The organism is Shewanella sp. LZH-2 (genome assembly GCF_016859145.1).
Lineage (GTDB): Bacteria > Pseudomonadota > Gammaproteobacteria > Enterobacterales > Shewanellaceae > Shewanella > Shewanella xiamenensis.
The window spans coordinates 202,675-224,748 of record NZ_CP069350.1; the positions used below are offsets into that span (position 1 = coordinate 202,675).

Below are 22,074 nucleotides of genomic sequence, written 5' to 3' on the forward strand. Positions count from 1 at the left end.
TTTTACTGGAGGGGTTCCCGAGTGGCCAAAGGGATCAGACTGTAAATCTGACGGCTCCGCCTTCGAAGGTTCGAATCCTTCTCCCTCCACCATTTTCTAGGTAGTTAGGTAGCCTTAGTTAGGTTGCGCGGGCATCGTATAATGGTATTACTCCAGCCTTCCAAGCTGATAACGCGGGTTCGATTCCCGCTGCCCGCTCCAAATTTAGTTGCTGATATGGCTCAGTTGGTAGAGCACACCCTTGGTAAGGGTGAGGTCGGCAGTTCGAATCTGCCTATCAGCACCAGCCTTTCTGAATTAAGCTCCTATACCTAAATTAATCGGTTCGATGTCATTTATATGCATCGGATTTTTTCTATATGTATGTTTTCATCACCAAGACTCTTGGATTGAGGCAATACCATGGCTAAAGCTAAATTTGAACGTTCTAAGCCCCATGTTAACGTGGGCACCATCGGTCACGTTGACCATGGTAAAACCACTCTGACTGCAGCTATCTCTCACGTACTGGCTAAGACCTACGGTGGTGAAGCTAAAGACTTCTCTCAAATCGATAACGCTCCAGAAGAGCGTGAGCGCGGTATTACCATCAATACCTCTCACATCGAGTATGACACCCCAACTCGCCACTACGCACACGTAGACTGCCCAGGCCACGCTGACTATGTTAAAAACATGATCACTGGTGCTGCACAGATGGACGGCGCGATCCTGGTAGTTGCTTCTACAGACGGTCCAATGCCACAAACACGTGAGCACATCCTGCTGTCTCGTCAGGTTGGCGTACCATTCATCATCGTATTCATGAACAAATGTGACATGGTTGATGATGCTGAGCTGTTAGAATTAGTGGAAATGGAAGTGCGTGAACTGTTATCAGAATACGACTTCCCAGGTGATGACTTACCAGTAATCCAAGGTTCAGCTCTGAAAGCGCTAGAAGGCGAGCCAGAGTGGGAAGCGAAGATCCTTGAGCTGGCAGCAGCTTTAGACTCTTACATTCCAGAGCCAGAGCGTGATATCGATAAGCCATTCCTGATGCCAATCGAAGACGTATTCTCTATTTCTGGCCGTGGTACAGTAGTAACAGGTCGTGTAGAGCGTGGTATCGTTAAAGTGGGCGACGAAGTAGAAATCGTTGGTATCCGCACTACAACCAAGACAACTTGTACTGGTGTAGAAATGTTCCGTAAGCTGCTTGACGAAGGTCGTGCAGGTGAGAACTGTGGTATTTTATTACGTGGTACTAAGCGTGATGACGTAGAACGTGGTCAAGTATTATCTAAGCCAGGTTCAATCAACCCACACACTACTTTTGAATCAGAAGTTTACGTTCTGTCAAAAGAAGAAGGTGGTCGTCACACTCCATTCTTCAAAGGCTACCGTCCACAGTTCTACTTCCGTACAACTGACGTAACCGGTACTATTGAACTGCCAGAAGGCGTAGAGATGGTAATGCCTGGTGACAACATCAAGATGGTTGTTACGCTGATTTGCCCAATCGCGATGGACGAAGGTTTACGCTTCGCAATTCGTGAAGGTGGCCGTACAGTAGGCGCTGGTGTTGTAGCTAAGATCATTGCTTAATAGCAATTGTGATTAGAAAAAAGGAAGCTTAGGCTTCCTTTTTTGTTTAAGTCGATTATTTAGTGGGTTTTGTGGGTTGCAACTGTTGTGCATCCTTGCTAACAAAGTCGAATCAGAATACAATCTATGGCCGATTTTTGACCCTGAGCTTATGCAACATGCGTTTCTAAGGGTATTCGGGATTCAGAGTATCTAAAGCGTATTGTAACTGGGTCGTATGTCCCTAATTATTGTGCTCAAGCTCAGGCCGTATTGAGTAACGGAATAACCGATGACAACAAATACTGAAAACCAGACTAACTCTCTGGATATCGTGAAGTGGGGTTTAGCGATCCTATTGCTGGCCGCTGCTGTTATTGGCAATCAAATGTATAGCGAGGCGAGTGCCGTGATCCGCGCACTGGCTGTTATCGTTGCATTCGCTATTGCTGGTTTTATTGCCCTGCAAACCGAAAAGGGTAAAAAAGCTTTAGCATTCGCGCGTGAGTCGCAAATTGAAGTGCGTAAGGTCGTATGGCCAACACGTCAAGAAGCGCTTAACACCACTTTTATTGTCCTTGCTGCAACAGGTATCTTAGCTCTTATTTTATGGGGTTTAGATGCAGTGTTAATGCGAATTGTCAATTTTATCACTGGCGTATAGGCACCTCGAATGACTGAAGCTAAAGAAGCTAAAAAAAGATGGTATGTAGTGCAGGCATTCTCTGGCTATGAAGGCCGAGTTTGTAAGTCACTGATTGAATACATTAAAATGCACGGCATGGAACAATACTTCGGTGAAGTCTTAGTTCCGACTGAAGAAGTCATTGAAATGCGTGCAGGCCAGCGTCGTAAGAGCGAGCGTAAGTTTTTCCCTGGTTATGTTTTGGTCCAGATGGAAATGAACGATGATAGCTGGCATTTAGTCAAAAGCATCCCGCGTGTTTTAGGCTTTATTGGCGGAACATCTGATCGTCCTGCTCCAATTTCAGATAGAGAAGCGGATGCTATTCTGCGTCGCTTACAAGAAACCACAGCTTCGCCAACTCACCGCGTTATTTTTGAGCCAGGCGAAGTGGTGCGTGTATGTGATGGTCCATTTGCTGACTTTAACGGTACCGTTGAAGAAGTGGATTATGACAAGAGCCGCGTAAAAGTGTCGGTAATGATCTTCGGTCGTTCTACACCAGTTGAGCTCGATTTTAGTCAGGTCGAAAAAGGCTGATTAAATTAAATACAAAATCCGTTTGGCAACGGGTGCGGATTTCTATATAATCCGCACCCGTTGTTTTCGGGGGAGCATGTTGGCATGTCGCTGATATGCGTTTGAACCCAAACTGAGGAAATGTCAGATGGCAAAAAAGATTGATGCTTATATTAAGCTACAAGTGAAATCAGGTTCTGCGAACCCTTCACCACCAGTTGGTCCAGCTCTGGGTCAGAAAGGTGTGAACATCATGGAATTCTGTAAAGCGTTCAACGCTCGTACAGAAAAAATGGAAAAAGGCATGCCTATTCCAGTCGTGATCACTGTATACAGTGACCGTTCATTCACTTTCGAAACTAAGACACCACCAGCTTCTTACTTACTGAAGACTGCTGCAGGCCTGAAATCAGGTTCTCCACGTCCAAACACTCAGAAAGTAGGTACTATCGCTCGTGCTAAGATTCAGGAAATTGCTGAAATGAAAGCCGCCGATATGACTGGTGCTGATATTGAAGCGATGACTCGCTCAATCGAAGGTACTGCGCGTTCAATGGGTTTGGTTGTAGAGGGTTAATATAATGGCAAAACTAACTAAACGCATGCGCGTAATCCGCGAGAAAGTTGACGGTACTAAATTATACGAAATCAACGACGCTGTTGCTCTGTTAAAAGAATTAGCAACTGCTAAATTCGTTGAAAGTGTTGACGTTGCTGTTAACCTGGGCATCGACCCACGTAAATCTGACCAAAACGTTCGTGGTGCAACTGTGTTGCCACACGGTACTGGTCGTGACGTTCGCGTTGCAGTATTTACACAAGGTGCAAATGCTGAAGCTGCTAAAGCTGCTGGTGCTGAACTTGTTGGTATGGATGATCTGGCTGAGAAAATCAAAGCCGGTGAAATGAACTTCGACGTAGTTATCGCATCTCCAGACGCAATGCGCGTTGTTGGTATGTTAGGTCAAATTTTAGGCCCACGTGGCTTAATGCCTAACCCAAAAACTGGCACAGTAACGCCTAACGTTGCTGAAGCAGTTAAGAACGCTAAAGCAGGTCAAGTTCGTTACCGCAACGACAAGAACGGTATTATCCACACTACTATCGGTAAAGTGGATTTCACACCAGTTCAATTGAAAGAAAACTTGGAAGCGTTAATCTCTGCACTGAAAAAGGCTAAGCCTGCAGTTGCAAAAGGTGTATACGTGAAAAAAGTAAGCATCTCCACCACTATGGGTGCAGGTGTTGCTGTTGACCAAGCTTCTCTCGAAACAGCTAACTAATTTTACAAGGTGGGTGCATTAGTCTATAATGCGCGCACTTTGTGGGTTGAAGCCTGTTTTTGATGCTTTAAGCATCATTAATTAGGCTTCCGTCCAAGACCGCAGGTGTTTACTTTAACGGTTTACTTAATTTCCTGCGTAGACGGTGTCAGGCCCCAGCTAAATTTTTTTACTGGATAATCTGCACCGTAAGTCACTAAATACATAAGTATTTAGTATGGTAAATACTAGGGAATACCCTAGGTAGAATCCAGGAGTAAAGCCAATGGCATTAAGACTCGAAGACAAAAAAGCGATTGTTGCTGAAGTCAACGAAGCTGCCAAAGGTGCGCTATCTGCAGTTGCCGCTGATTCTCGCGGTGTAACTGTAGGTGCTATGACCGGTCTGCGTAAAAAAGCTCGCGAAGCTGGTGTTTATGTACGTGTAGTACGTAACACTCTGGCTCGTCGTGCTGTTGAAGGTACTGCATTTGAGTGCCTAGCAGAAACGTTCACTGGCCCAACTTTGATTGCTTTCTCTAACGAGCACCCAGGTGCTGCAGCTCGTCTGTTAAAGGACTTTGCTAAAGAGCAAGCTAACTTCGAAGTTAAAGGCGCAGCCTTTGAAGGGAATTTCATCCCTGCAGCTGACATTGATCGTTTGGCGAAACTGCCAACATACGAAGAAGCACTAGCACAGTTAATGATGACTATGAAAGAAGCATCTGCTGGCAAGTTCGTTCGTACACTGGCCGCCCTGCGCGATCAAAAACAAGAAGCCGCTTAATTTCAAGCTGGCTGCTTAATAGAATTGAATTCAGAACAATAGGAAACATTTGTTATGTCTATCACTAAAGACCAAATTTTAGAAGCCTTTGCAGCTATGTCTGTAATGGAAGTTGTTGAACTGATCGAAGCAATGGAAGAGAAGTTCGGCGTTTCTGCCGCTGCTGCTGTTGTTTCTGGTGGTGGCGAAGCTGCTGCTGCTGTTGAAGAGCAAACAGAATTCAACGTAATTCTGACTGCACACGGCGACAACAAAGTTGCAGTTATTAAAGCCATCCGTGGCGCAACTGGTTTAGGCCTGAAAGAAGCTAAAGCAATGTCTGAAGCTGCTCCAGTAGCAGTTAAAGAAGGCGTTTCTAAAGAAGAAGCTGAAGCTCTGAAGAAAGAACTAGTTGAAGCTGGTGCTTCAGTAGAAATCAAGTAAGCTATTATTTAGCTTGCTCACCCAAGCCACTTGGGTGGAGGCTGGCGGTTTTTTAACCGTCGGCCTTTTTTGCGCTATATGCGCCGGCGATTTTTTTTCACCGTTTGTCGCCAGATTTTGCAGTCCCTAGCAGAGATTACTGGTTAGGTTCTTGCCATCAACGGTGATGGGCAAACGTGCTGAATGTAATAACTTAAGTTATTGATTCAGTCTTGGTCACATCTCGTAAGCAGAGGAAACCCATGGTTTACTCCTATTCTGAAAAGAAGCGTATTCGCAAAGACTTTGGTAAGCGTCCACAGGTGTTGGATATTCCTTACCTTTTGTCTATTCAGTTAGACTCTTTTAAGAAGTTCACCGATCAAGATCCTACCGGTGAGCGCGGTCTTGAAGCCGCCTTCCGTAGCGTTTTTCCCATCAAGAGCTTTTCTGGTAATTCAGAACTGCAATACGTCAGCTATAAGCTTGGCGAGCCTGTTTTTGATGTGAAAGAGTGTCAGATCCGTGGTGTTACATATTCAGCTCCACTGCGCGTTAAATTACGCATGGTGTTGTATGACCGTGAAGCAGCGGCCGGCACTGTAAAAGATATTAAAGAACAAGAAGTCTACATGGGTGATATCCCATTGATGACTGACAACGGTACCTTTGTTATCAACGGTACTGAGCGTGTAATCGTTTCTCAATTACACCGCAGCCCAGGCGTATTCTTCGATCACGACCGTGGTAAAACCCACTCATCAGGTAAGGTGCTATATAACGCACGTATCATTCCTTACCGTGGTTCATGGTTAGACTTTGAATTCGATCCTAAAGATGCACTATTCGTACGTATCGACCGTCGCCGTAAATTACCAGCGACCATCATTCTGCGTGCATTAGAGTACTCTACTCAAGAGATCCTTGACCTGTTCTTCGAACGCGTTGAGTTCAAGATCAAGAAAGATACTTTGGTTATGACCTTAGTCCCTGAGCGTCTGCGTGGCGAAACCGCCAGCTACGACATCAAGGATGCTGAAGGTACTGTATTGGTTGAAGCGGGCCGTCGCGTGACTGCACGTCACATTCGCCAACTCGAAAAAACCAACACCACTGAGCTCGAAGTACCAGTTGAGTACATCGTGGGCAAATATGCTGCTCAAGATTACATCGATCCGGACACGGGTGAAGTATTAGTTTCTGCTAACAGTGAAATCAGCTTAGAAGACTTAGCTAAGTTATCACTGGCAGGCATCAAAGAGCTGAGCACGTTATATATTAACGAGCTGGACCACGGTGCTTACATCTCTGACACTCTGCGTATCGATCCAACCACTAACCGCTTAGAAGCGTTAGTTGAGATCTACCGCATGATGCGTCCTGGTGAGCCACCAACCAAAGATGCAGCAGAAGCCCTGTTCCAAAACTTATTCTTCAGCGAAGAACGTTATGACCTGTCGAAAGTCGGTCGTATGAAGTTCAACCGTCGTCTCAGCATTCCTGATGACGAAGGTAGTGGCGTACTGTCTAAAGAAGACATCGTTGCAGTAATGAAGAACATCATTCACATCCGTAACGGCTTCGACGAAGTGGACGATATCGACCACTTAGGTAACCGTCGTATTCGTTCTGTGGGTGAGATGGCTGAAAACCAATTCCGTGTTGGTCTGGTCCGTGTTGAGCGCGCCGTGCGTGAACGTCTGTCATTAGGCGATCTGAACGAGCTGATGCCACAAGACTTAATCAACGCTAAGCCAATTTCTGCTGCAGTGAAAGAGTTCTTCGGTTCTTCTCAGCTGTCACAATTTATGGATCAAAACAACCCGCTGTCAGAAGTAACGCATAAGCGTCGTATTTCTGCTCTAGGCCCAGGTGGTTTGACCCGCGAACGTGCAGGCTTCGAAGTCCGCGACGTACACCCAACGCACTATGGTCGTTTATGTCCAATTGAGACCCCTGAAGGTCCAAACATTGGTCTAATCAACTCATTAGCAAGCTTTGCCCGTACTAACTCATACGGCTTCTTAGAAACCCCATACCGCAAAGTGGTAGACGGTGTGATCACTGACGAAGTGGAATACTTGTCAGCGATTGAAGAAGGTCGTTATGTGATTGCACAGGCGAACATCGAAGTTGACTCTGAAGGCCGCATGGTTGAAGAGCAGATCGCCTGTCGTCACAAAGGTGAATCTACCTTTATGCGCGCGTCTGACATTCAATACATGGACGTATCGCCACAACAGATCATTTCTGTTGCTGCGTCTCTGATCCCGTTCTTAGAACACGACGACGCCAACCGTGCATTGATGGGTGCGAACATGCAACGTCAAGCAGTACCAACATTGCGCTCTGAAAAGCCGCTAGTAGGTACAGGTATTGAACGCACATTAGCTGTGGATTCAGGCGTAGTAGTCGCCGCTAAACGTGGCGGTGTGATCGATTACGTTGATGCGAGCCGTATCGTCGTTAAAGTAAATGAAGACGAGCTGCGCCCAGGCGAAGCCGGTATCGACATTTACAACCTGACTAAGTACACCCGTTCTAACCAAAACACGTGTATCAACCAACGTCCATGTTGTTCAGTTGGTGAGCCAGTGGTTCGTGGTGACGTGTTAGCAGACGGTCCGTCTACTGACTTAGGTGACTTAGCCCTTGGCCAGAACATGCGTATCGCGTTCATGCCTTGGAACGGTTACAACTTCGAAGACTCGATCTTAATTTCTGAGCGTGTTGCACAGGAAGACCGTTTCACCACTATCCACATTCAAGAGCTGTCTTGTATCGCTCGCGATACCAAGCTGGGTAGCGAAGAAATCACTGCTGACATTCCAAACGTAGGTGAATCTGCTCTGTCGAAACTCGACGAGTCAGGTATCGTTTACATCGGTGCAGAAGTGAAGGGCGGTGACATTCTGGTAGGTAAAGTGACGCCAAAAGGCGAAACACAACTGACTCCAGAAGAGAAGTTACTGCGCGCCATCTTCGGTGAGAAAGCGTCTGACGTGAAAGACAGCTCACTGCGTGTACCTAACTCTGTTAAAGGTACCATCATCGACGTTCAGGTATTTACCCGTGATGGCGTTGAGAAAGACAAACGCGCCATTGAAATCGAAGAAATGCACATTGCCCAAGCTCGTAAAGACTTAGGCGAAGAGTTCAAGATCCTTGAAGAAGGCGTGTTGAGCCGTGCGCGCAACTTATTATTAAGTGCCGGTTTCACTGAAGCACAGATCGCAGCATTGCCACGTAAAGATGTATTGGTTCAAGTCATTGACGATGAAGCCAAACAAACTGAGCTTGAGCAATTAGCTGAACAGCATGAAGAGCTGAAAGCAGACTTCGATAAGAAGTTTGAAATCAAACGTCGCAAAATCACCCAAGGTGATGACTTGGCCCCAGGCGTACTGAAGATCGTTAAAGTTTACTTAGCGGTTAAACGTACTATCCAACCTGGTGACAAGATGGCGGGTCGTCACGGTAACAAGGGTGTTATCTCTAAGATTAACCCAATTGAAGACATGCCGTACGACGAGCAAGGCAACCCTGTGGACATCGTGTTGAACCCGCTAGGCGTTCCATCACGTATGAACATCGGTCAGGTTCTTGAAGTTCACTTAGGTGCTGCGGCTAAAGGTATTGGTAACAAGATTGCTGCCATGCTGGAAGATCAGCGCGAGAAGGGACTTGCAGAAGTTCGTAACTACATCAAGCAAGTGTACGAATTAGGTGACGAAGTGCAGCAGCGCGTTGACATCGATTCATTCACTGACGATGAGTTATTGCGCTTAGCGAACAACCTGAAAGGCGGTATCCCAGTTGCTACGCCAGCCTTCGACGGTGCTAAAGAGAAAGAGATCAAGCAGATGCTTGAGCTTGCAGGCTTGCCAACCTCTGGTCAGCTGAAATTATTTGATGGTCGTACCGGTAACGAATTTGAGCGTCCAGTAACTGTTGGTTACATGTACATGCTCAAACTGAACCACTTAGTTGATGACAAGATGCACGCCCGTTCTACCGGTTCGTACAGCTTAGTGACTCAACAACCATTGGGCGGTAAAGCTCAGTTCGGTGGTCAGCGTTTCGGGGAGATGGAAGTGTGGGCACTCGAAGCATACGGTGCCGCTTATACGCTTCAAGAAATGCTCACCGTGAAATCGGATGACGTTAACGGTCGTACTCAGATGTATAAGAACATCGTCGACGGTAACCATCAGATGCAGCCTGGCATGCCAGAGTCCTTCAACGTATTACTGAAGGAGATCCGTTCACTCGGTATTAATATCGAGTTGGATCAGGAATAAGCGTCGCCTTAAGGTAACGTTTGGCAACAGAATGGTGCTCCGCAGTCGCGGAGCACCCGGTTTAACTCCTTCAGGAGAGAAACGTGAAAGACTTATTAAAGTTTCTGAAACAGCAAAGCAAGACTGAAGAATTTAACGGCATCAAAATTGGTCTGGCATCGCCTGATCTGATCCGTTCTTGGTCTTTTGGTGAAGTTAAGAAGCCAGAAACCATTAACTACCGTACCTTCAAGCCTGAGCGTGAAGGTCTGTTCTGTGCGCGTATCTTTGGCCCAGTCAAAGATTACGAATGTTTGTGCGGTAAGTACAAGCGTTTGAAGCACCGTGGTGTGATCTGTGAAAAGTGTGGTGTAGAAGTTACCCAGACTAAAGTACGTCGTGAGCGTATGGGTCACATTGAACTGGCTAGCCCAGTTGCCCACATTTGGTTCTTGAAATCACTGCCGTCCCGTATCGGTTTAATGCTGGACATGACGCTGCGTGATATCGAGCGCGTACTGTATTTTGAATCTTTCGTCGTGATCGAGCCTGGCATGACCAGCCTTGAGCGTGGCCAAATGCTGACAGAAGAAAACTATCTGGACGCATTAGAAGAGTACGGTGACGAATTCGAAGCCAAGATGGGTGCTGAAGCGGTATTAGAACTGCTGCGCGCAATCGATCTTGAAAAAGAAATCGAACAAATGCGTGAAGAGCTGCCATCAATCAACTCTGAGACTCGTCGCAAGAAAGTGACCAAGCGTCTTAAGTTGATGGAAGCGTTCCACACTTCTGGTAACAAGCCAGAGTGGATGATCTTAAAAGTACTGCCTGTGTTACCACCTGACTTACGTCCGCTGGTACCGCTCGATGGCGGCCGCTTCGCGACTTCAGATCTGAACGATCTGTACCGCCGTGTGATCAACCGTAACAACCGTTTGAAGCGTCTGTTAGATTTAGCTGCGCCGGACATTATCGTACGCAACGAAAAGCGTATGTTACAAGAGTCTGTTGATGCGCTATTAGATAACGGTCGTCGTGGTCGTGCTATTACCGGTTCTAACAAACGTCCTCTGAAATCTTTGGCCGATATGATCAAAGGTAAACAAGGTCGTTTCCGTCAGAACTTGTTAGGTAAGCGTGTAGACTACTCTGGTCGTTCGGTAATTACCGTAGGTCCTACTTTACGTCTGCACCAATGTGGTCTTCCTAAGAAGATGGCACTGGAACTGTTCAAGCCATTCATCTATGGCAAGCTGGAAGGTCGTGGCTTAGCGACAACCATCAAAGCGGCTAAGAAGATGGTAGAGCGTGAAGTGGCGGAAGTTTGGGACGTTCTGGATGAAGTGATCCGCGAACATCCAGTGATGCTTAACCGTGCACCAACACTGCACAGACTCGGTATCCAAGCGTTCGAACCTGTACTGATTGAAGGTAAAGCCATCCAGTTACACCCACTCGTTTGTGCGGCATACAACGCCGACTTCGACGGTGACCAAATGGCGGTACACGTACCGTTAACACTGGAAGCGCAGCTTGAAGCCCGTGCCCTGATGATGTCTACCAACAACATCCTGTCACCAGCCAACGGCGAGCCTGTAATCACTCCATCACAAGACGTGGTATTAGGTCTGTACTACACCAGCCGTGAGCGTATTAACGGCCGTGGTGAAGGTATGTACTTTATGTCTGTTGCTGAAGTTGAAAAAGCTTATGCAACTGGCGCTGCTGAACTGCATGCCCGCGTGAAAGTGCGTATCACTGAAACCGTTATCGGTGACAATGGTGAGCGTACTGAACAACGTCGTATCGTAGATACCACAGTCGGTCGTGCTCTGCTGTCATTGATTCTGCCAGCAGGTTTGTCATTTGATCTGGTTAACCAGAACATGGGCAAAAAGCAGATTTCTAAGCTGTTGAATACCTGTTACCGTCAATTAGGTCTGAAAGATACCGTTATCTTCGCTGACCAACTGATGTATACCGGTTTCCGTTTTGCAACCATCTCTGGTGCCTCTGTTGGTATCGATGACATGGTTATTCCAGACGAGAAATATACCTTAGTTGCTGACGCTGAAGCTGAAGTGCTCGAAATTCAAGAGCAGTTCCAATCAGGTCTCGTAACAGCTGGTGAGCGTTACAACAAAGTTATCGACATCTGGGCAAGTGCGAACGAAAAAGTTTCTAAAGCGATGATGGAAAACCTGTCAACTGAGACAGTGATTAACCGTGATGGCGTTGAAGAAAAACAAGCTTCGTTCAATAGCATTTACATGATGGCCGACTCTGGCGCTCGTGGTAGTGCTGCACAGATCCGTCAGTTAGCGGGTATGCGTGGTCTGATGGCGAAACCAGACGGTTCGATCATTGAAACGCCAATTACCGCTAACTTCCGTGAAGGTCTAAACGTACTTCAGTACTTTATTTCTACTCACGGTGCGCGTAAAGGTCTTGCCGATACTGCATTGAAGACAGCGAACTCGGGTTACCTGACTCGTCGTCTGGTAGACGTTGCTCAAGACTTAGTCGTCATTGAAGACGATTGTGGTACTCACGAAGGTCTAACCATGAAGCCGCTGATCGAAGGTGGTGATGTGGTTGAGCCATTACGTGAACGCGTACTGGGTCGTGTGGTTGCTGTTGATGTGTTCTATCCAGGCACCGAAGACGTGCTTGCACCACGTAACACCCTGCTCGATGAAGCATGGTGTGACAAGTTAGAAGAGCATTCAATCGATGAAGTGATTGTTCGTTCAGTCATTACCTGTGATACCGATTTTGGTGTGTGTGCTGCCTGTTACGGCCGTGATTTGGCCCGTGGCCATATCATCAACCACGGTGAAGCGATCGGTGTTGTGGCTGCACAATCCATCGGTGAACCTGGTACACAGTTAACGATGCGTACGTTCCACATCGGTGGTGCTGCGTCACGTGCCTCTGCAGAAAACAACGTTCAAGTGAAGAACTCAGGTTCGTTGAAACTGCACAACGCTAAGTACGTAACAAACACAGACGGCAAGCTGGTTATCGTTTCTCGTTCTTCTGAACTGGCAATCATCGACGAATTAGGTCGTGAGAAAGAGCGTTATAAAGTGCCTTACGGTACTGTGCTTGAAAAGCTGGAAGAAGCGTCAGTTGAAGCCGGTGACATTATCGCTAACTGGGATCCACATACTCACCCAATCATCACTGAAGTGGCGGGTAGTATTAAGTTCGTTGATATGATCGACGGCGTGACCATGACTCGTCAAACAGACGAACTGACTGGTCTGTCATCAATCGTGATCCTCGACGTGGGTCAACGTGGTTCAGCGGGTAAAGAAATGCGCCCAATGATCCGTCTGGTTGGCGCCGACGGTAGCGACCTGATGATCCCAGGTACAGAAGTACCAGCACAATACTTCTTACCAGGCAGTGCGATCGTTAACCTTGACGACAACGCGCAAATCGCCGTGGGTGACGCGTTAGCACGTATTCCACAAGAATCGTCTAAAACACGCGACATCACGGGTGGTCTACCACGCGTTGCCGACCTGTTCGAAGCCCGTAAGCCAAAAGAGCCTGCAATTCTGGCAGAAATCTCTGGTACCATCTCGTTTGGTAAAGAGACTAAAGGCAAGCGTCGTCTGGTGATTACACCAGCGGATGGCGGTGAACAGTACGAAGAGATGATCCCGAAATGGCGTAACTTAAACGTGTTCGAAGGTGAAAAAGTCGAACGTGGTGAAGTTATTGCTGACGGTCCAGAAGCGGCGCACGACATTCTGCGTCTACGTGGCATCCACAACGTAGCTAACTACATTGTGAACGAAGTACAAGACGTATATCGTCTACAAGGCGTGAAGATCAACGATAAGCATATCGAAGTGATCATCCGTCAAATGCTGCGTAAGTGCGTGATCACCTCTGCGGGTGACAGTGAGTTCTTAGAAGGCGAACAAGTAGAAGTGTCTCGCGTGAAGATCGCTAACCGCGACCTGATCGAACAAGGTAAAGTGCCTGCGACCTTCGAACGTGAACTGCTAGGTATTACCAAAGCGTCTCTGGCAACAGAATCGTTTATCTCTGCAGCATCGTTCCAAGAAACAACTCGCGTACTGACAGAAGCTGCCGTAGGTGGTAAGTCTGATAACTTACGTGGTCTGAAAGAAAACGTAATCGTTGGCCGTCTGATCCCAGCCGGTACTGGTTACGCTTATCACAAGACCCGTAATGATGCTCGTGCTAAGAAAGACGAGCCGGTTGTAGTGAATAAGATCACTGCAAGCGAAGCGGAACAAAACCTTGCAGACCTCTTAAACTTGGCTGGCAGTCAAGATTAAGTAATCAGTTTGTAACAAAAAGGCGCCGTTGGCGCCTTTTTCATTGGAATATGCCGCAAAAGTTGGCTATTTCTTGACAGTTAGGCTTTACCTTTCTAAAATTCCGCGTCCCACCATTGTGGGATATAGATTTTTCACACCTTATCGTTGAGTTTGATTCAACTGACTCGGAGCTATACATGGCAACTGTAAACCAGTTGGTACGTAAGCCACGCGCGCCAAAAGTCGACAAGACTAATGTGCCTGCGTTGAATGCGTGCCCACAAAAGCGTGGTGTTTGTACACGTGTGTACACAACTACCCCTAAAAAACCTAACTCTGCACTACGTAAAGTAGCTCGTGTGCGTCTAACTAACGGTTTCGAAGTTACTTCGTACATCGGCGGTGAAGGCCACAACCTGCAGGAACACAGCGTGATTTTGATCCGTGGTGGTCGTGTTAAAGACTTACCTGGTGTTCGCTACCACACTGTTCGTGGCGCATTAGACTGTGCAGGCGTGACTTCACGTCGCCAAAGCCGTTCTAAGTACGGTGCTAAGCGTCCTAAGTCTTAACGTATCCGTTAAGTAAGGCCAAGCTAGTTTATTTTGAGAATTCCAGTTTTGGAAATCCCTGAAGCATACGGAGAATTGTTATGCCAAGACGTCGCGTTGTAGGACAACGTAAAATCCTACCAGATCCAAAGTTTCACAGTGAGTTGCTGGCTAAGTTCATCAACGTCATTATGCAGGACGGCAAAAAGTCGACTGCTGAAAAAATCATTTACAAGGCTCTTGATGTTATCGCTGAAAAGAAAGGCGCTAACCATTTAGACATCCTTGAAGCAGCCCTGGACAACGTTCGCCCATCAGTCGAAGTTAAATCTCGTCGCGTGGGTGGTTCTACATACCAGGTACCATGTGAAGTTCGTCCTGTGCGTCGTAACGCACTGGCGATGCGCTGGTTAGTTGAAGCTGCACGTAAGCGTGGTGAAAAATCTATGGCTTTACGTCTAGCAGGTGAAATGCTAGATGCGTCTGAAAACAAAGGTACTGCTGTTAAGAAGCGTGAAGACGTGCACCGCATGGCTGAAGCTAACAAGGCCTTTGCTCATTACCGTTGGTAATCTGATGGTGTGGGCTTAGGCCCACACCATTGTTGTTGATATTGCCAAGACTTAGGTTTTGGTGGAGAGGGTATAATCGTGGCTCGTACAACCCCAATTGAGCGTTATCGTAATATCGGTATTTGTGCTCATGTGGACGCAGGTAAAACCACCACAACAGAACGTGTTCTGTTCTATACCGGTTTGTCTCATAAAATCGGTGAGGTGCATGACGGCGCCGCGACCACTGACTGGATGGTGCAAGAGCAAGAGCGTGGTATTACTATCACCTCGGCTGCTGTCACTACTTTCTGGCGTGGTATGGATGCTCAATTCACTGAACACCGCATCAATATCATCGATACCCCTGGTCACGTTGACTTCACTATTGAAGTTGAACGTTCTTTGCGCGTTCTTGACGGCGCTGTTGTGGTTTTCTGTGGTGCTTCAGGTGTTGAACCTCAATCAGAAACCGTATGGCGTCAAGCTGACAAATACCGCGTTCCACGCATCGTATTTGTCAACAAGATGGACCGTGCAGGCGCGGACTTTGAACGTGTAGTGAAGCAAATCAGAACTCGCCTTGGAGCAACTTGTGTACCGATCCAATTAAATATCGGCGCAGAAGAAAACTTCACTGGCGTGATCGACTTAATCAAGATGAAAGCCATTAACTGGAACGAAGCGGACCAGGGGATGACGTTCTCTTATGAAGAGATCCCTGCACATTTAGCAGCTAAAGCGGCTGAAATGCATGAGTATCTGGTTGAAGCAGCCGCTGAAGCCTCTGATGAACTGATGGACAAGTATCTTGAAGAAGGTACCCTGTCAGAAGAAGAGATCAAAAAAGCACTGCGTCAACGTACTATAAATAATGAAATCGTTTTAGCGACCTGTGGTTCTGCATTTAAGAACAAAGGCGTTCAAGCGGTTCTTGATGCGGTAGTAGAATTCTTGCCAGCACCAGTCGATGTGCCACCGATTAAGGGCATCGATGACAATGAGCAAGAAGTTGAGCGCCCATCAGATGACAATGCCCCCTTTGCGGCGTTGGCATTTAAGATTGCTACAGACCCGTTTGTGGGTACTTTAACCTTTATCCGTGTGTACTCAGGCGTACTCGAATCAGGTTCTGGCGTTTACAACTCTGTTAAACAGAAACGTGAACGTATTGGCCGTATCGTGCAGATGCACGCTAACGACCGCACAGAACTGAAAGAAGTCCGTGCAGGTGATATTGCCGCGGCTATTGGTCTAAAAGACGTAACCACGGGTGATACACTTTGTGATAATGACCACAAAGTAATCTTGGAACGCATGGAGTTCCCAGAACCTGTAATTACCATTGCCGTTGAACCTAAGTCAAAAGCCGACCAGGACAAAATGGGTATCGCACTGCAAAAACTTGCAGCAGAGGATCCTTCATTCCGGGTTGAGACTGACGAAGAATCATCACAAACACTGATTTCTGGAATGGGTGAGTTACACTTAGACATTATCGTTGATCGTATGCGTCGCGAATTTGGTGTTGAGTGTAACGTAGGTAAGCCACAAGTGGCCTACCGTGAAACCATTCGTGGATCAGTTGAGGCTGAAGGTAAATTTGTACGCCAATCAGGTGGCCGTGGACAATTCGGTCATGTTTGGTTAAAACTAGAGCCTAATGAAGAAGGCGCTGGTTACGAATTTATCAACGCAATCGTTGGCGGTGTAGTTCCACGTGAATTCATCCCTGCGGTTGATAAAGGTATCCAAGAGCAGATGAAGAATGGCGTTCTCGCTGGCTTCCCTGTATTGGACGTGAAGGTCACTCTGTTCGATGGTTCATATCATGATGTGGACTCGAATGAAATGGCGTTCAAAATTGCGGGTTCTATGGGCTTCAAAAAGGGTGCGCTTGAGGCGAAACCTGTGTTGCTCGAACCTTGCATGAAAGTAGAAGTAACTACTCCAGAAAACTATATGGGTGATGTTGTTGGTGATTTAAACCGTCGCCGTGGTTTGATTGAAGGTATGGATGATGGCTTTGGTGGCATCAAAATAGTCCATGCAGTAGTGCCTCTTTCTGAAATGTTTGGTTATGCAACTGATTTGCGTTCTGCAACTCAGGGTCGTGCTTCTTACTCCATGGAGTTCTTGAAGTACACTGATGCACCGCAAAACATTGCGAAAGCGATTATTGAATCTCGTAGCTAATTTCCAGTTACGACATAAATGTAATATGGTCCTGTCAATGCAGGACTATTCTGAAAAGAAAGGAATATATCGTGGCAAAAGCTAAATTTGAACGTAGTAAGCCTCACGTAAACGTGGGCACCATCGGTCACGTTGACCATGGTAAAACCACTCTGACTGCAGCTATCTCTCACGTACTGGCTAAGACCTACGGTGGTGAAGCTAAAGACTTCTCTCAAATCGATAACGCTCCAGAAGAGCGTGAGCGCGGTATTACCATCAATACCTCTCACATCGAGTATGACACCCCAACTCGCCACTACGCACACGTAGACTGCCCAGGCCACGCTGACTATGTTAAAAACATGATCACTGGTGCTGCACAGATGGACGGCGCGATCCTGGTAGTTGCTTCTACAGACGGTCCAATGCCACAAACACGTGAGCACATCCTGCTGTCTCGTCAGGTTGGCGTACCATTCATCATCGTATTCATGAACAAATGTGACATGGTTGACGATGCTGAGCTGTTAGAATTAGTGGAAATGGAAGTACGTGAACTGTTATCAGAATACGACTTCCCAGGTGATGACTTACCAGTAATCCAAGGTTCAGCTCTGAAAGCGCTAGAAGGCGAGCCAGAGTGGGAAGCGAAGATCCTTGAGCTGGCAGCAGCTTTAGACTCTTACATTCCAGAGCCAGAGCGTGATATCGATAAGCCATTCCTGATGCCAATCGAAGACGTATTCTCTATTTCTGGCCGTGGTACAGTAGTAACAGGTCGTGTAGAGCGTGGTATCGTTAAAGTGGGCGACGAAGTAGAAATCGTTGGTATCCGCACTACAACCAAGACAACTTGTACTGGTGTAGAAATGTTCCGTAAGCTGCTTGACGAAGGTCGTGCAGGTGAGAACTGTGGTATTTTATTACGTGGTACTAAGCGTGATGACGTAGAACGTGGTCAAGTATTATCTAAGCCAGGTTCAATCAACCCACACACTACTTTTGAATCAGAAGTTTACGTTCTGTCAAAAGAAGAAGGTGGTCGTCACACTCCATTCTTCAAAGGCTACCGTCCACAGTTCTACTTCCGTACAACTGACGTAACCGGTACTATTGAACTGCCAGAAGGCGTAGAGATGGTAATGCCTGGTGACAACATCAAGATGGTTGTTACGCTGATTTGCCCAATCGCGATGGACGAAGGTTTACGCTTCGCAATTCGTGAAGGTGGCCGTACAGTAGGCGCTGGTGTTGTAGCTAAGATCATTGCTTAATAGCAATTGTGATTAGAAAAAAGGAAGCTTAGGCTTCCTTTTTTATTTTGGGCTGGTGTTATTCTGAAATTTGTGTAAAATGCTCGCCACTCTGACGTTGAATAGTTTTTGATGACTATTTACACAGCGGGCTTGAAATCTGATTTCAGATGAGTATAATGGCCCCCTCGTTAACCTAGGTTAACGAATTAAATGACAAGTATTTGAACTTATCATTATCATAGCGGCTCCGATTGGGAGTCGAACGGTTAAATCATCTCGCTCTGCTTTTCCAGTAAGGAAGAAGCTAGAGGGTGATTTTTTATGTGTCCATTTTAGGAGCTCTGGTCAATGCAGAACCAAAGAATCCGTATCCGCTTAAAAGGGTTTGATCATCGCTTAATTGATCAGTCTACAGCGGAAATCGTTGAAACTGCTAAGCGTACTGGCGCCCAAGTACGTGGTCCTATTCCACTACCTACGCGCAAAGAGCGTTATACCGTTTTGATCTCTCCGCACGTTAATAAAGATGCTCGTGACCAGTACGAATTACGTACTCACAAGCGCCTGGTTGACATCGTAGAGCCAACTGAAAAGACTGTAGACGCTCTAATGCGTTTAGATCTTGCGGCTGGTGTCGACGTACAGATTAGCTTGGGTTAATTGAGATCCTTAGAAGAGGTTTGAGAGATGGCTATCGGTCTTATTGGTCGTAAAGTTGGTATGACTCGCATCTTCACTGAAGATGGTGTTTCTATACCTGTTACAGTAATTGAAGTTGCTGGCAACCGTGTTACTCAAGTGAAAACTTTAGAAACTGACGGCTACCGCGCACTTCAAGTTACTACTGGTACCAAAAAAGCCAATCGCATCACTAAACCAGAAGCAGGTCACTTTGCTAAGAGCGGCGTAGAAGCCGGTCGTGGACTGTGGGAACTGCGTCTGGCAGACGGTGAAGGCGAAGGCATTGAAGTTGGTGCTGAGCTAAACGTAGGTATCTTCGCTGATGTAGCGAAAGTTGACGTTACTGGTCAATCAAAAGGTAAAGGCTTCCAAGGCGGCGTTAAGCGTTGGAACTTCCGTACTCAAGATATGACGCACGGTAACTCTTTGTCGCACCGTTCGAACGGTTCTATCGGTCAGAACCAAACGCCTGGTCGCGTATTTAAAGGCAAGAAAATGTCAGGCCATATGGGTGCCGAGCGTGTTACTACTCAAAATCTAGACGTTGTACGTGTAGATGTTGAACGTAACCTGCTACTGGTTAAAGGTGCTGTTCCGGGCGCAACTAATGGCGACCTGATCATCAAGCCTGCAGTTAAAGCTTAAGGTCTGAGGAGATAGTAATGGAATTGGTATTGAAAGACGCGCAAAGCGCTCTTGAAGTTTCCGAAACTACCTTCGGCCGTGACTTTAACGAGGCACTGGTTCATCAGGTAGTTGTAGCATACGCTGCAAACGCGCGTCAGGGCACTCGTGCTCAAAAGACTCGTGCGGAAGTAACTGGCTCTGGCAAAAAGCCATGGCGCCAAAAAGGCACTGGCCGCGCTCGTGCGGGTGGTGTTAAGGGCCCAATCTGGCGTGGCGGTGGCGTAACTTTCGCTGCTAAAACTCAAGATCACAGCCAAAAAGTTAACAAAAAGATGTACCGCGGCGCGCTGAAAAGCATTCTGTCTGAACTGGTACGTCAAGACCGTCTGGTTGTTGTTGAATCATTCAGCGTTGAAGCTCCTAAAACTAAAGAGCTGAAAGCTAAACTGAAAGCAATGAACTTAGAAGACGTGTTAATTGTGACTTCAGAAGTTGACGAGAATTTATTCTTAGCAGCTCGCAACCTGTACAAGGTTGACGTTCGTGACGTTGCAGGTCTAGACCCAGTAAGTCTGATCGCGTTCAACACAGTGCTTGTGACTGCTGATGCAGTTAAGCAAATCGAGGAGATGCTAGCATGATGATCCGCGAAGAACGTTTGCTAAAAGTAATTCTGGCACCTCACATCTCTGAAAAGAGCACTGTGAATGCTGAGAAGCACAACACTGTTGTTTTCCGCGTAGCTATCGATGCAACTAAAGCTGAAATTAAAGCTGCTGTTGCTAAGCTATTTGAAGTTGAAGTCGAATCAGTTCGCACTTTAGTGAGCAAAGGCAAAACTAAACGTACTGGTGGCCGTACTGGCCGTCGTAGCGATTGGAAAAAAGCCTACGTGACTTTAGCTGCTGGTGCTGACATCGATTTCGTCGGCGGCGCTGAGTAAGCAAAGGAGAATTATCATGGCAGTTATTAAGTGTAAGCCAACCTCTCCAGGTCGTCGCCACGTTGTTAAAGTGGTGAACTCTGACCTGCACAAGGGTAAACCTTTTGCTGGCCTGTTGGCGAAAAAATCTAAAAGTGGTGGCCGTAACAATACTGGCCGTATCACTGTTCGTCACGTTGGTGGCGGTCACAAGCAGCACTACCGTTTAATCGACTTCAAACGCGATAAAGATGGTATCCCTGCAAAAATTGAGCGTCTGGAATACGATCCAAACCGTACTGCGCACATCGCTCTAGTACTGTATGCGGATGGTGAGCGTCGTTACATCCTTGCTGCCAAAGGCATGCAAGCTGGCGACAAGATCCAGTCTGGTGTTGAAGCCGAAATCAAAACCGGTAACGCAATGCCACTGCGCAACATTCCAGTAGGTTCTGTTGTGCACGCTGTAGAAATGAAGCCTGGTAAAGGTGCTCAGATCGCGCGTTCAGCGGGTGCTTATGTACAAGTTGTTGCTCGTGATGGCGCATATGCCACTTTACGTCTTCGCTCTGGCGAAATGCGCAAAGTGCCAGTTGATTGCCGCGCAACATTTGGTGAAGTTGGTAATGCCGAACACATGCTACGCCAGTTAGGTAAAGCAGGTGCTAAGCGCTGGAGAGGCGTTCGCCCAACAGTTCGCGGTGTTGCAATGAACCCGGTAGACCATCCACACGGTGGTGGTGAAGGCCGTACTTCTGGTGGTCGTCACCCAGTGACTCCATGGGGTGTGCCAACTAAGGGTTATAAGACTCGTAGTAACAAGCGCACTGACAAGTACATCGTACGTCGTCGTAATAAATAGTAAGAGGATTCGCCATGCCACGTTCTCTCAAGAAAGGTCCCTTCATTGACCTGCACTTGCTGAAGAAGGTAGAGAAAGCGATGGAAGCAGGTGACAAGAAGCCTATTAAGACTTGGTCACGTCGCTCTATGATCATTCCAAATATGATTGGTTTGACCATCGCTGTCCATAATGGTCGTCAGCACGTTCCTGTGTTCGTAACTGACGAAATGATCGGCCACAAACTTGGTGAATTCTCACCAACTCGCACTTATCGCGGCCATGCTGCTGATAAGAAAGCGAAGAAGCGTTAATACGGGAGGAATAAGATGGAAGTTTTAGCTAAACATCGTTTTGCCCGTACGTCTGCGCAGAAGGCTCGTCTCGTTGCTGATCAAATTCGCGGTTTGCCTGTTGCTAAGGCCCTCGAAATTTTGACTTTCAGCCCAAAGAAAGCCGCCGTACTGGTTAAAAAAGTACTTGACTCAGCTATCGCAAACGCCGAACACAACGAAGGCGCGGATATTGATGAGCTAAAAGTAGGCGCCGTCTTCGTTGACGAGGGTCCAACTATGAAGCGTATCATGCCACGTGCTAAAGGCCGCGCTGATCGTATCATGAAGCGTACCAGCCACATCACTGTGGTTGTATCAGATCGCTAG

Annotated in this window: 20 protein-coding genes and 3 tRNA genes; all 23 read left to right on the forward strand. The window is 47.0% G+C overall.

The features are described 5' to 3' along the window. The first annotated feature begins 7 nt into the window (after positions 1–7). The 23 genes from JM642_RS00920 (at position 8) to rplV (ending at position 22,074) form a co-directional block, all read left to right on the forward strand. Positions 8–92 (forward strand) — tRNA-Tyr (locus JM642_RS00920). Positions 93–127: 35 nt separating this feature from the next. Next, a tRNA-Gly gene (locus JM642_RS00925) sits at positions 128–201 on the forward strand. Positions 202–210: 9 nt separating this feature from the next. Then, a tRNA-Thr gene (locus JM642_RS00930) sits at positions 211–286 on the forward strand. A gap of 116 nt (positions 287–402) precedes the next feature. Next, positions 403–1,587 (forward strand): elongation factor Tu, encoded by a 1,185-nt coding sequence (gene tuf, locus JM642_RS00935; protein ID WP_055647561.1) that lies wholly within the window; start codon positions 403–405, stop codon positions 1,585–1,587. A gap of 271 nt (positions 1,588–1,858) precedes the next feature. Then, positions 1,859–2,230, forward strand: coding sequence for a preprotein translocase subunit SecE (gene secE, locus JM642_RS00940; RefSeq protein WP_037418403.1), 372 nt, complete (start codon positions 1,859–1,861; stop codon positions 2,228–2,230). Positions 2,231–2,239: 9 nt separating this feature from the next. Next, the gene (nusG, locus tag JM642_RS00945; RefSeq protein WP_011070606.1) at positions 2,240–2,791 is read left to right on the forward strand and encodes a transcription termination/antitermination protein NusG; all 552 of its coding nucleotides are present in this window, start codon (positions 2,240–2,242) and stop codon (positions 2,789–2,791) included. Positions 2,792–2,918: 127 nt separating this feature from the next. After that, positions 2,919–3,347: a 50S ribosomal protein L11 gene (gene rplK, locus JM642_RS00950; RefSeq protein ID WP_037430687.1), complete on the forward strand. Its 429-nt coding sequence runs from the start codon at positions 2,919–2,921 to the stop codon at positions 3,345–3,347. A 4-nt stretch (positions 3,348–3,351) separates the two neighbouring features. Further along, complete coding sequence (gene rplA, locus JM642_RS00955; RefSeq protein ID WP_011070608.1) at positions 3,352–4,053, forward strand: 50S ribosomal protein L1; 702 nt, start codon at positions 3,352–3,354, stop codon at positions 4,051–4,053. A 265-nt stretch (positions 4,054–4,318) separates the two neighbouring features. Further along, positions 4,319–4,819, forward strand: a complete 501-nt coding sequence (gene rplJ, locus JM642_RS00960; RefSeq protein ID WP_011070609.1) for a 50S ribosomal protein L10 — start codon at positions 4,319–4,321, stop codon at positions 4,817–4,819. Between the two features lie 54 nt (positions 4,820–4,873). Next, positions 4,874–5,242 carry a 50S ribosomal protein L7/L12 gene (gene rplL / locus JM642_RS00965; RefSeq protein ID WP_007644333.1) on the forward strand — a complete coding sequence of 123 codons (369 nt, stop codon included), beginning with the start codon at positions 4,874–4,876 and terminating at the stop codon, positions 5,240–5,242. A gap of 242 nt (positions 5,243–5,484) precedes the next feature. Beyond that, a complete protein-coding gene (gene rpoB, locus JM642_RS00970) occupies positions 5,485–9,522 on the forward strand; it encodes a DNA-directed RNA polymerase subunit beta (RefSeq protein WP_055647562.1) in 4,038 nt (1,345 codons plus the stop codon). 83 nt (positions 9,523–9,605) lie between these two features. Next, the gene (gene rpoC / locus JM642_RS00975; protein ID WP_203432529.1) at positions 9,606–13,823 is read left to right on the forward strand and encodes a DNA-directed RNA polymerase subunit beta'; all 4,218 of its coding nucleotides are present in this window, start codon (positions 9,606–9,608) and stop codon (positions 13,821–13,823) included. Between the two features lie 179 nt (positions 13,824–14,002). After that, the gene (gene rpsL / locus JM642_RS00980; RefSeq protein ID WP_011070612.1) at positions 14,003–14,377 is read left to right on the forward strand and encodes a 30S ribosomal protein S12; all 375 of its coding nucleotides are present in this window, start codon (positions 14,003–14,005) and stop codon (positions 14,375–14,377) included. A gap of 80 nt (positions 14,378–14,457) precedes the next feature. Continuing rightward, complete coding sequence (gene rpsG / locus JM642_RS00985) at positions 14,458–14,928, forward strand: 30S ribosomal protein S7 (RefSeq protein WP_011070613.1); 471 nt, start codon at positions 14,458–14,460, stop codon at positions 14,926–14,928. A 78-nt stretch (positions 14,929–15,006) separates the two neighbouring features. Next, a complete protein-coding gene (fusA, locus tag JM642_RS00990) occupies positions 15,007–17,103 on the forward strand; it encodes an elongation factor G (RefSeq protein WP_037418387.1) in 2,097 nt (698 codons plus the stop codon). Positions 17,104–17,174: 71 nt separating this feature from the next. Next, on the forward strand, positions 17,175–18,359 hold the full coding sequence (gene tuf, locus JM642_RS00995; RefSeq protein WP_055647561.1) for an elongation factor Tu: 1,185 nt from the start codon (positions 17,175–17,177) through the stop codon (positions 18,357–18,359). Positions 18,360–18,689: 330 nt separating this feature from the next. After that, positions 18,690–19,001: a 30S ribosomal protein S10 gene (rpsJ, locus tag JM642_RS01000; protein ID WP_011070616.1), complete on the forward strand. Its 312-nt coding sequence runs from the start codon at positions 18,690–18,692 to the stop codon at positions 18,999–19,001. A gap of 27 nt (positions 19,002–19,028) precedes the next feature. Beyond that, positions 19,029–19,667, forward strand: a complete 639-nt coding sequence (rplC, locus tag JM642_RS01005; RefSeq protein WP_011070617.1) for a 50S ribosomal protein L3 — start codon at positions 19,029–19,031, stop codon at positions 19,665–19,667. A 17-nt stretch (positions 19,668–19,684) separates the two neighbouring features. After that, on the forward strand, positions 19,685–20,290 hold the full coding sequence (gene rplD / locus JM642_RS01010; protein ID WP_011070618.1) for a 50S ribosomal protein L4: 606 nt from the start codon (positions 19,685–19,687) through the stop codon (positions 20,288–20,290). Next, positions 20,290–20,592: a 50S ribosomal protein L23 gene (gene rplW / locus JM642_RS01015; protein WP_037421480.1), complete on the forward strand. Its 303-nt coding sequence runs from the start codon at positions 20,290–20,292 to the stop codon at positions 20,590–20,592. The genes rplD and rplW overlap by 1 nt, the downstream gene beginning before the upstream one ends. 16 nt (positions 20,593–20,608) lie before the next feature. Further along, positions 20,609–21,433: a 50S ribosomal protein L2 gene (gene rplB, locus JM642_RS01020; RefSeq protein ID WP_011621028.1), complete on the forward strand. Its 825-nt coding sequence runs from the start codon at positions 20,609–20,611 to the stop codon at positions 21,431–21,433. A 14-nt stretch (positions 21,434–21,447) separates the two neighbouring features. Beyond that, a complete protein-coding gene (rpsS, locus tag JM642_RS01025) occupies positions 21,448–21,726 on the forward strand; it encodes a 30S ribosomal protein S19 (RefSeq protein ID WP_006083596.1) in 279 nt (92 codons plus the stop codon). A 15-nt stretch (positions 21,727–21,741) separates the two neighbouring features. Then, the gene (rplV, locus tag JM642_RS01030) at positions 21,742–22,074 is read left to right on the forward strand and encodes a 50S ribosomal protein L22 (protein WP_006083595.1); all 333 of its coding nucleotides are present in this window, start codon (positions 21,742–21,744) and stop codon (positions 22,072–22,074) included.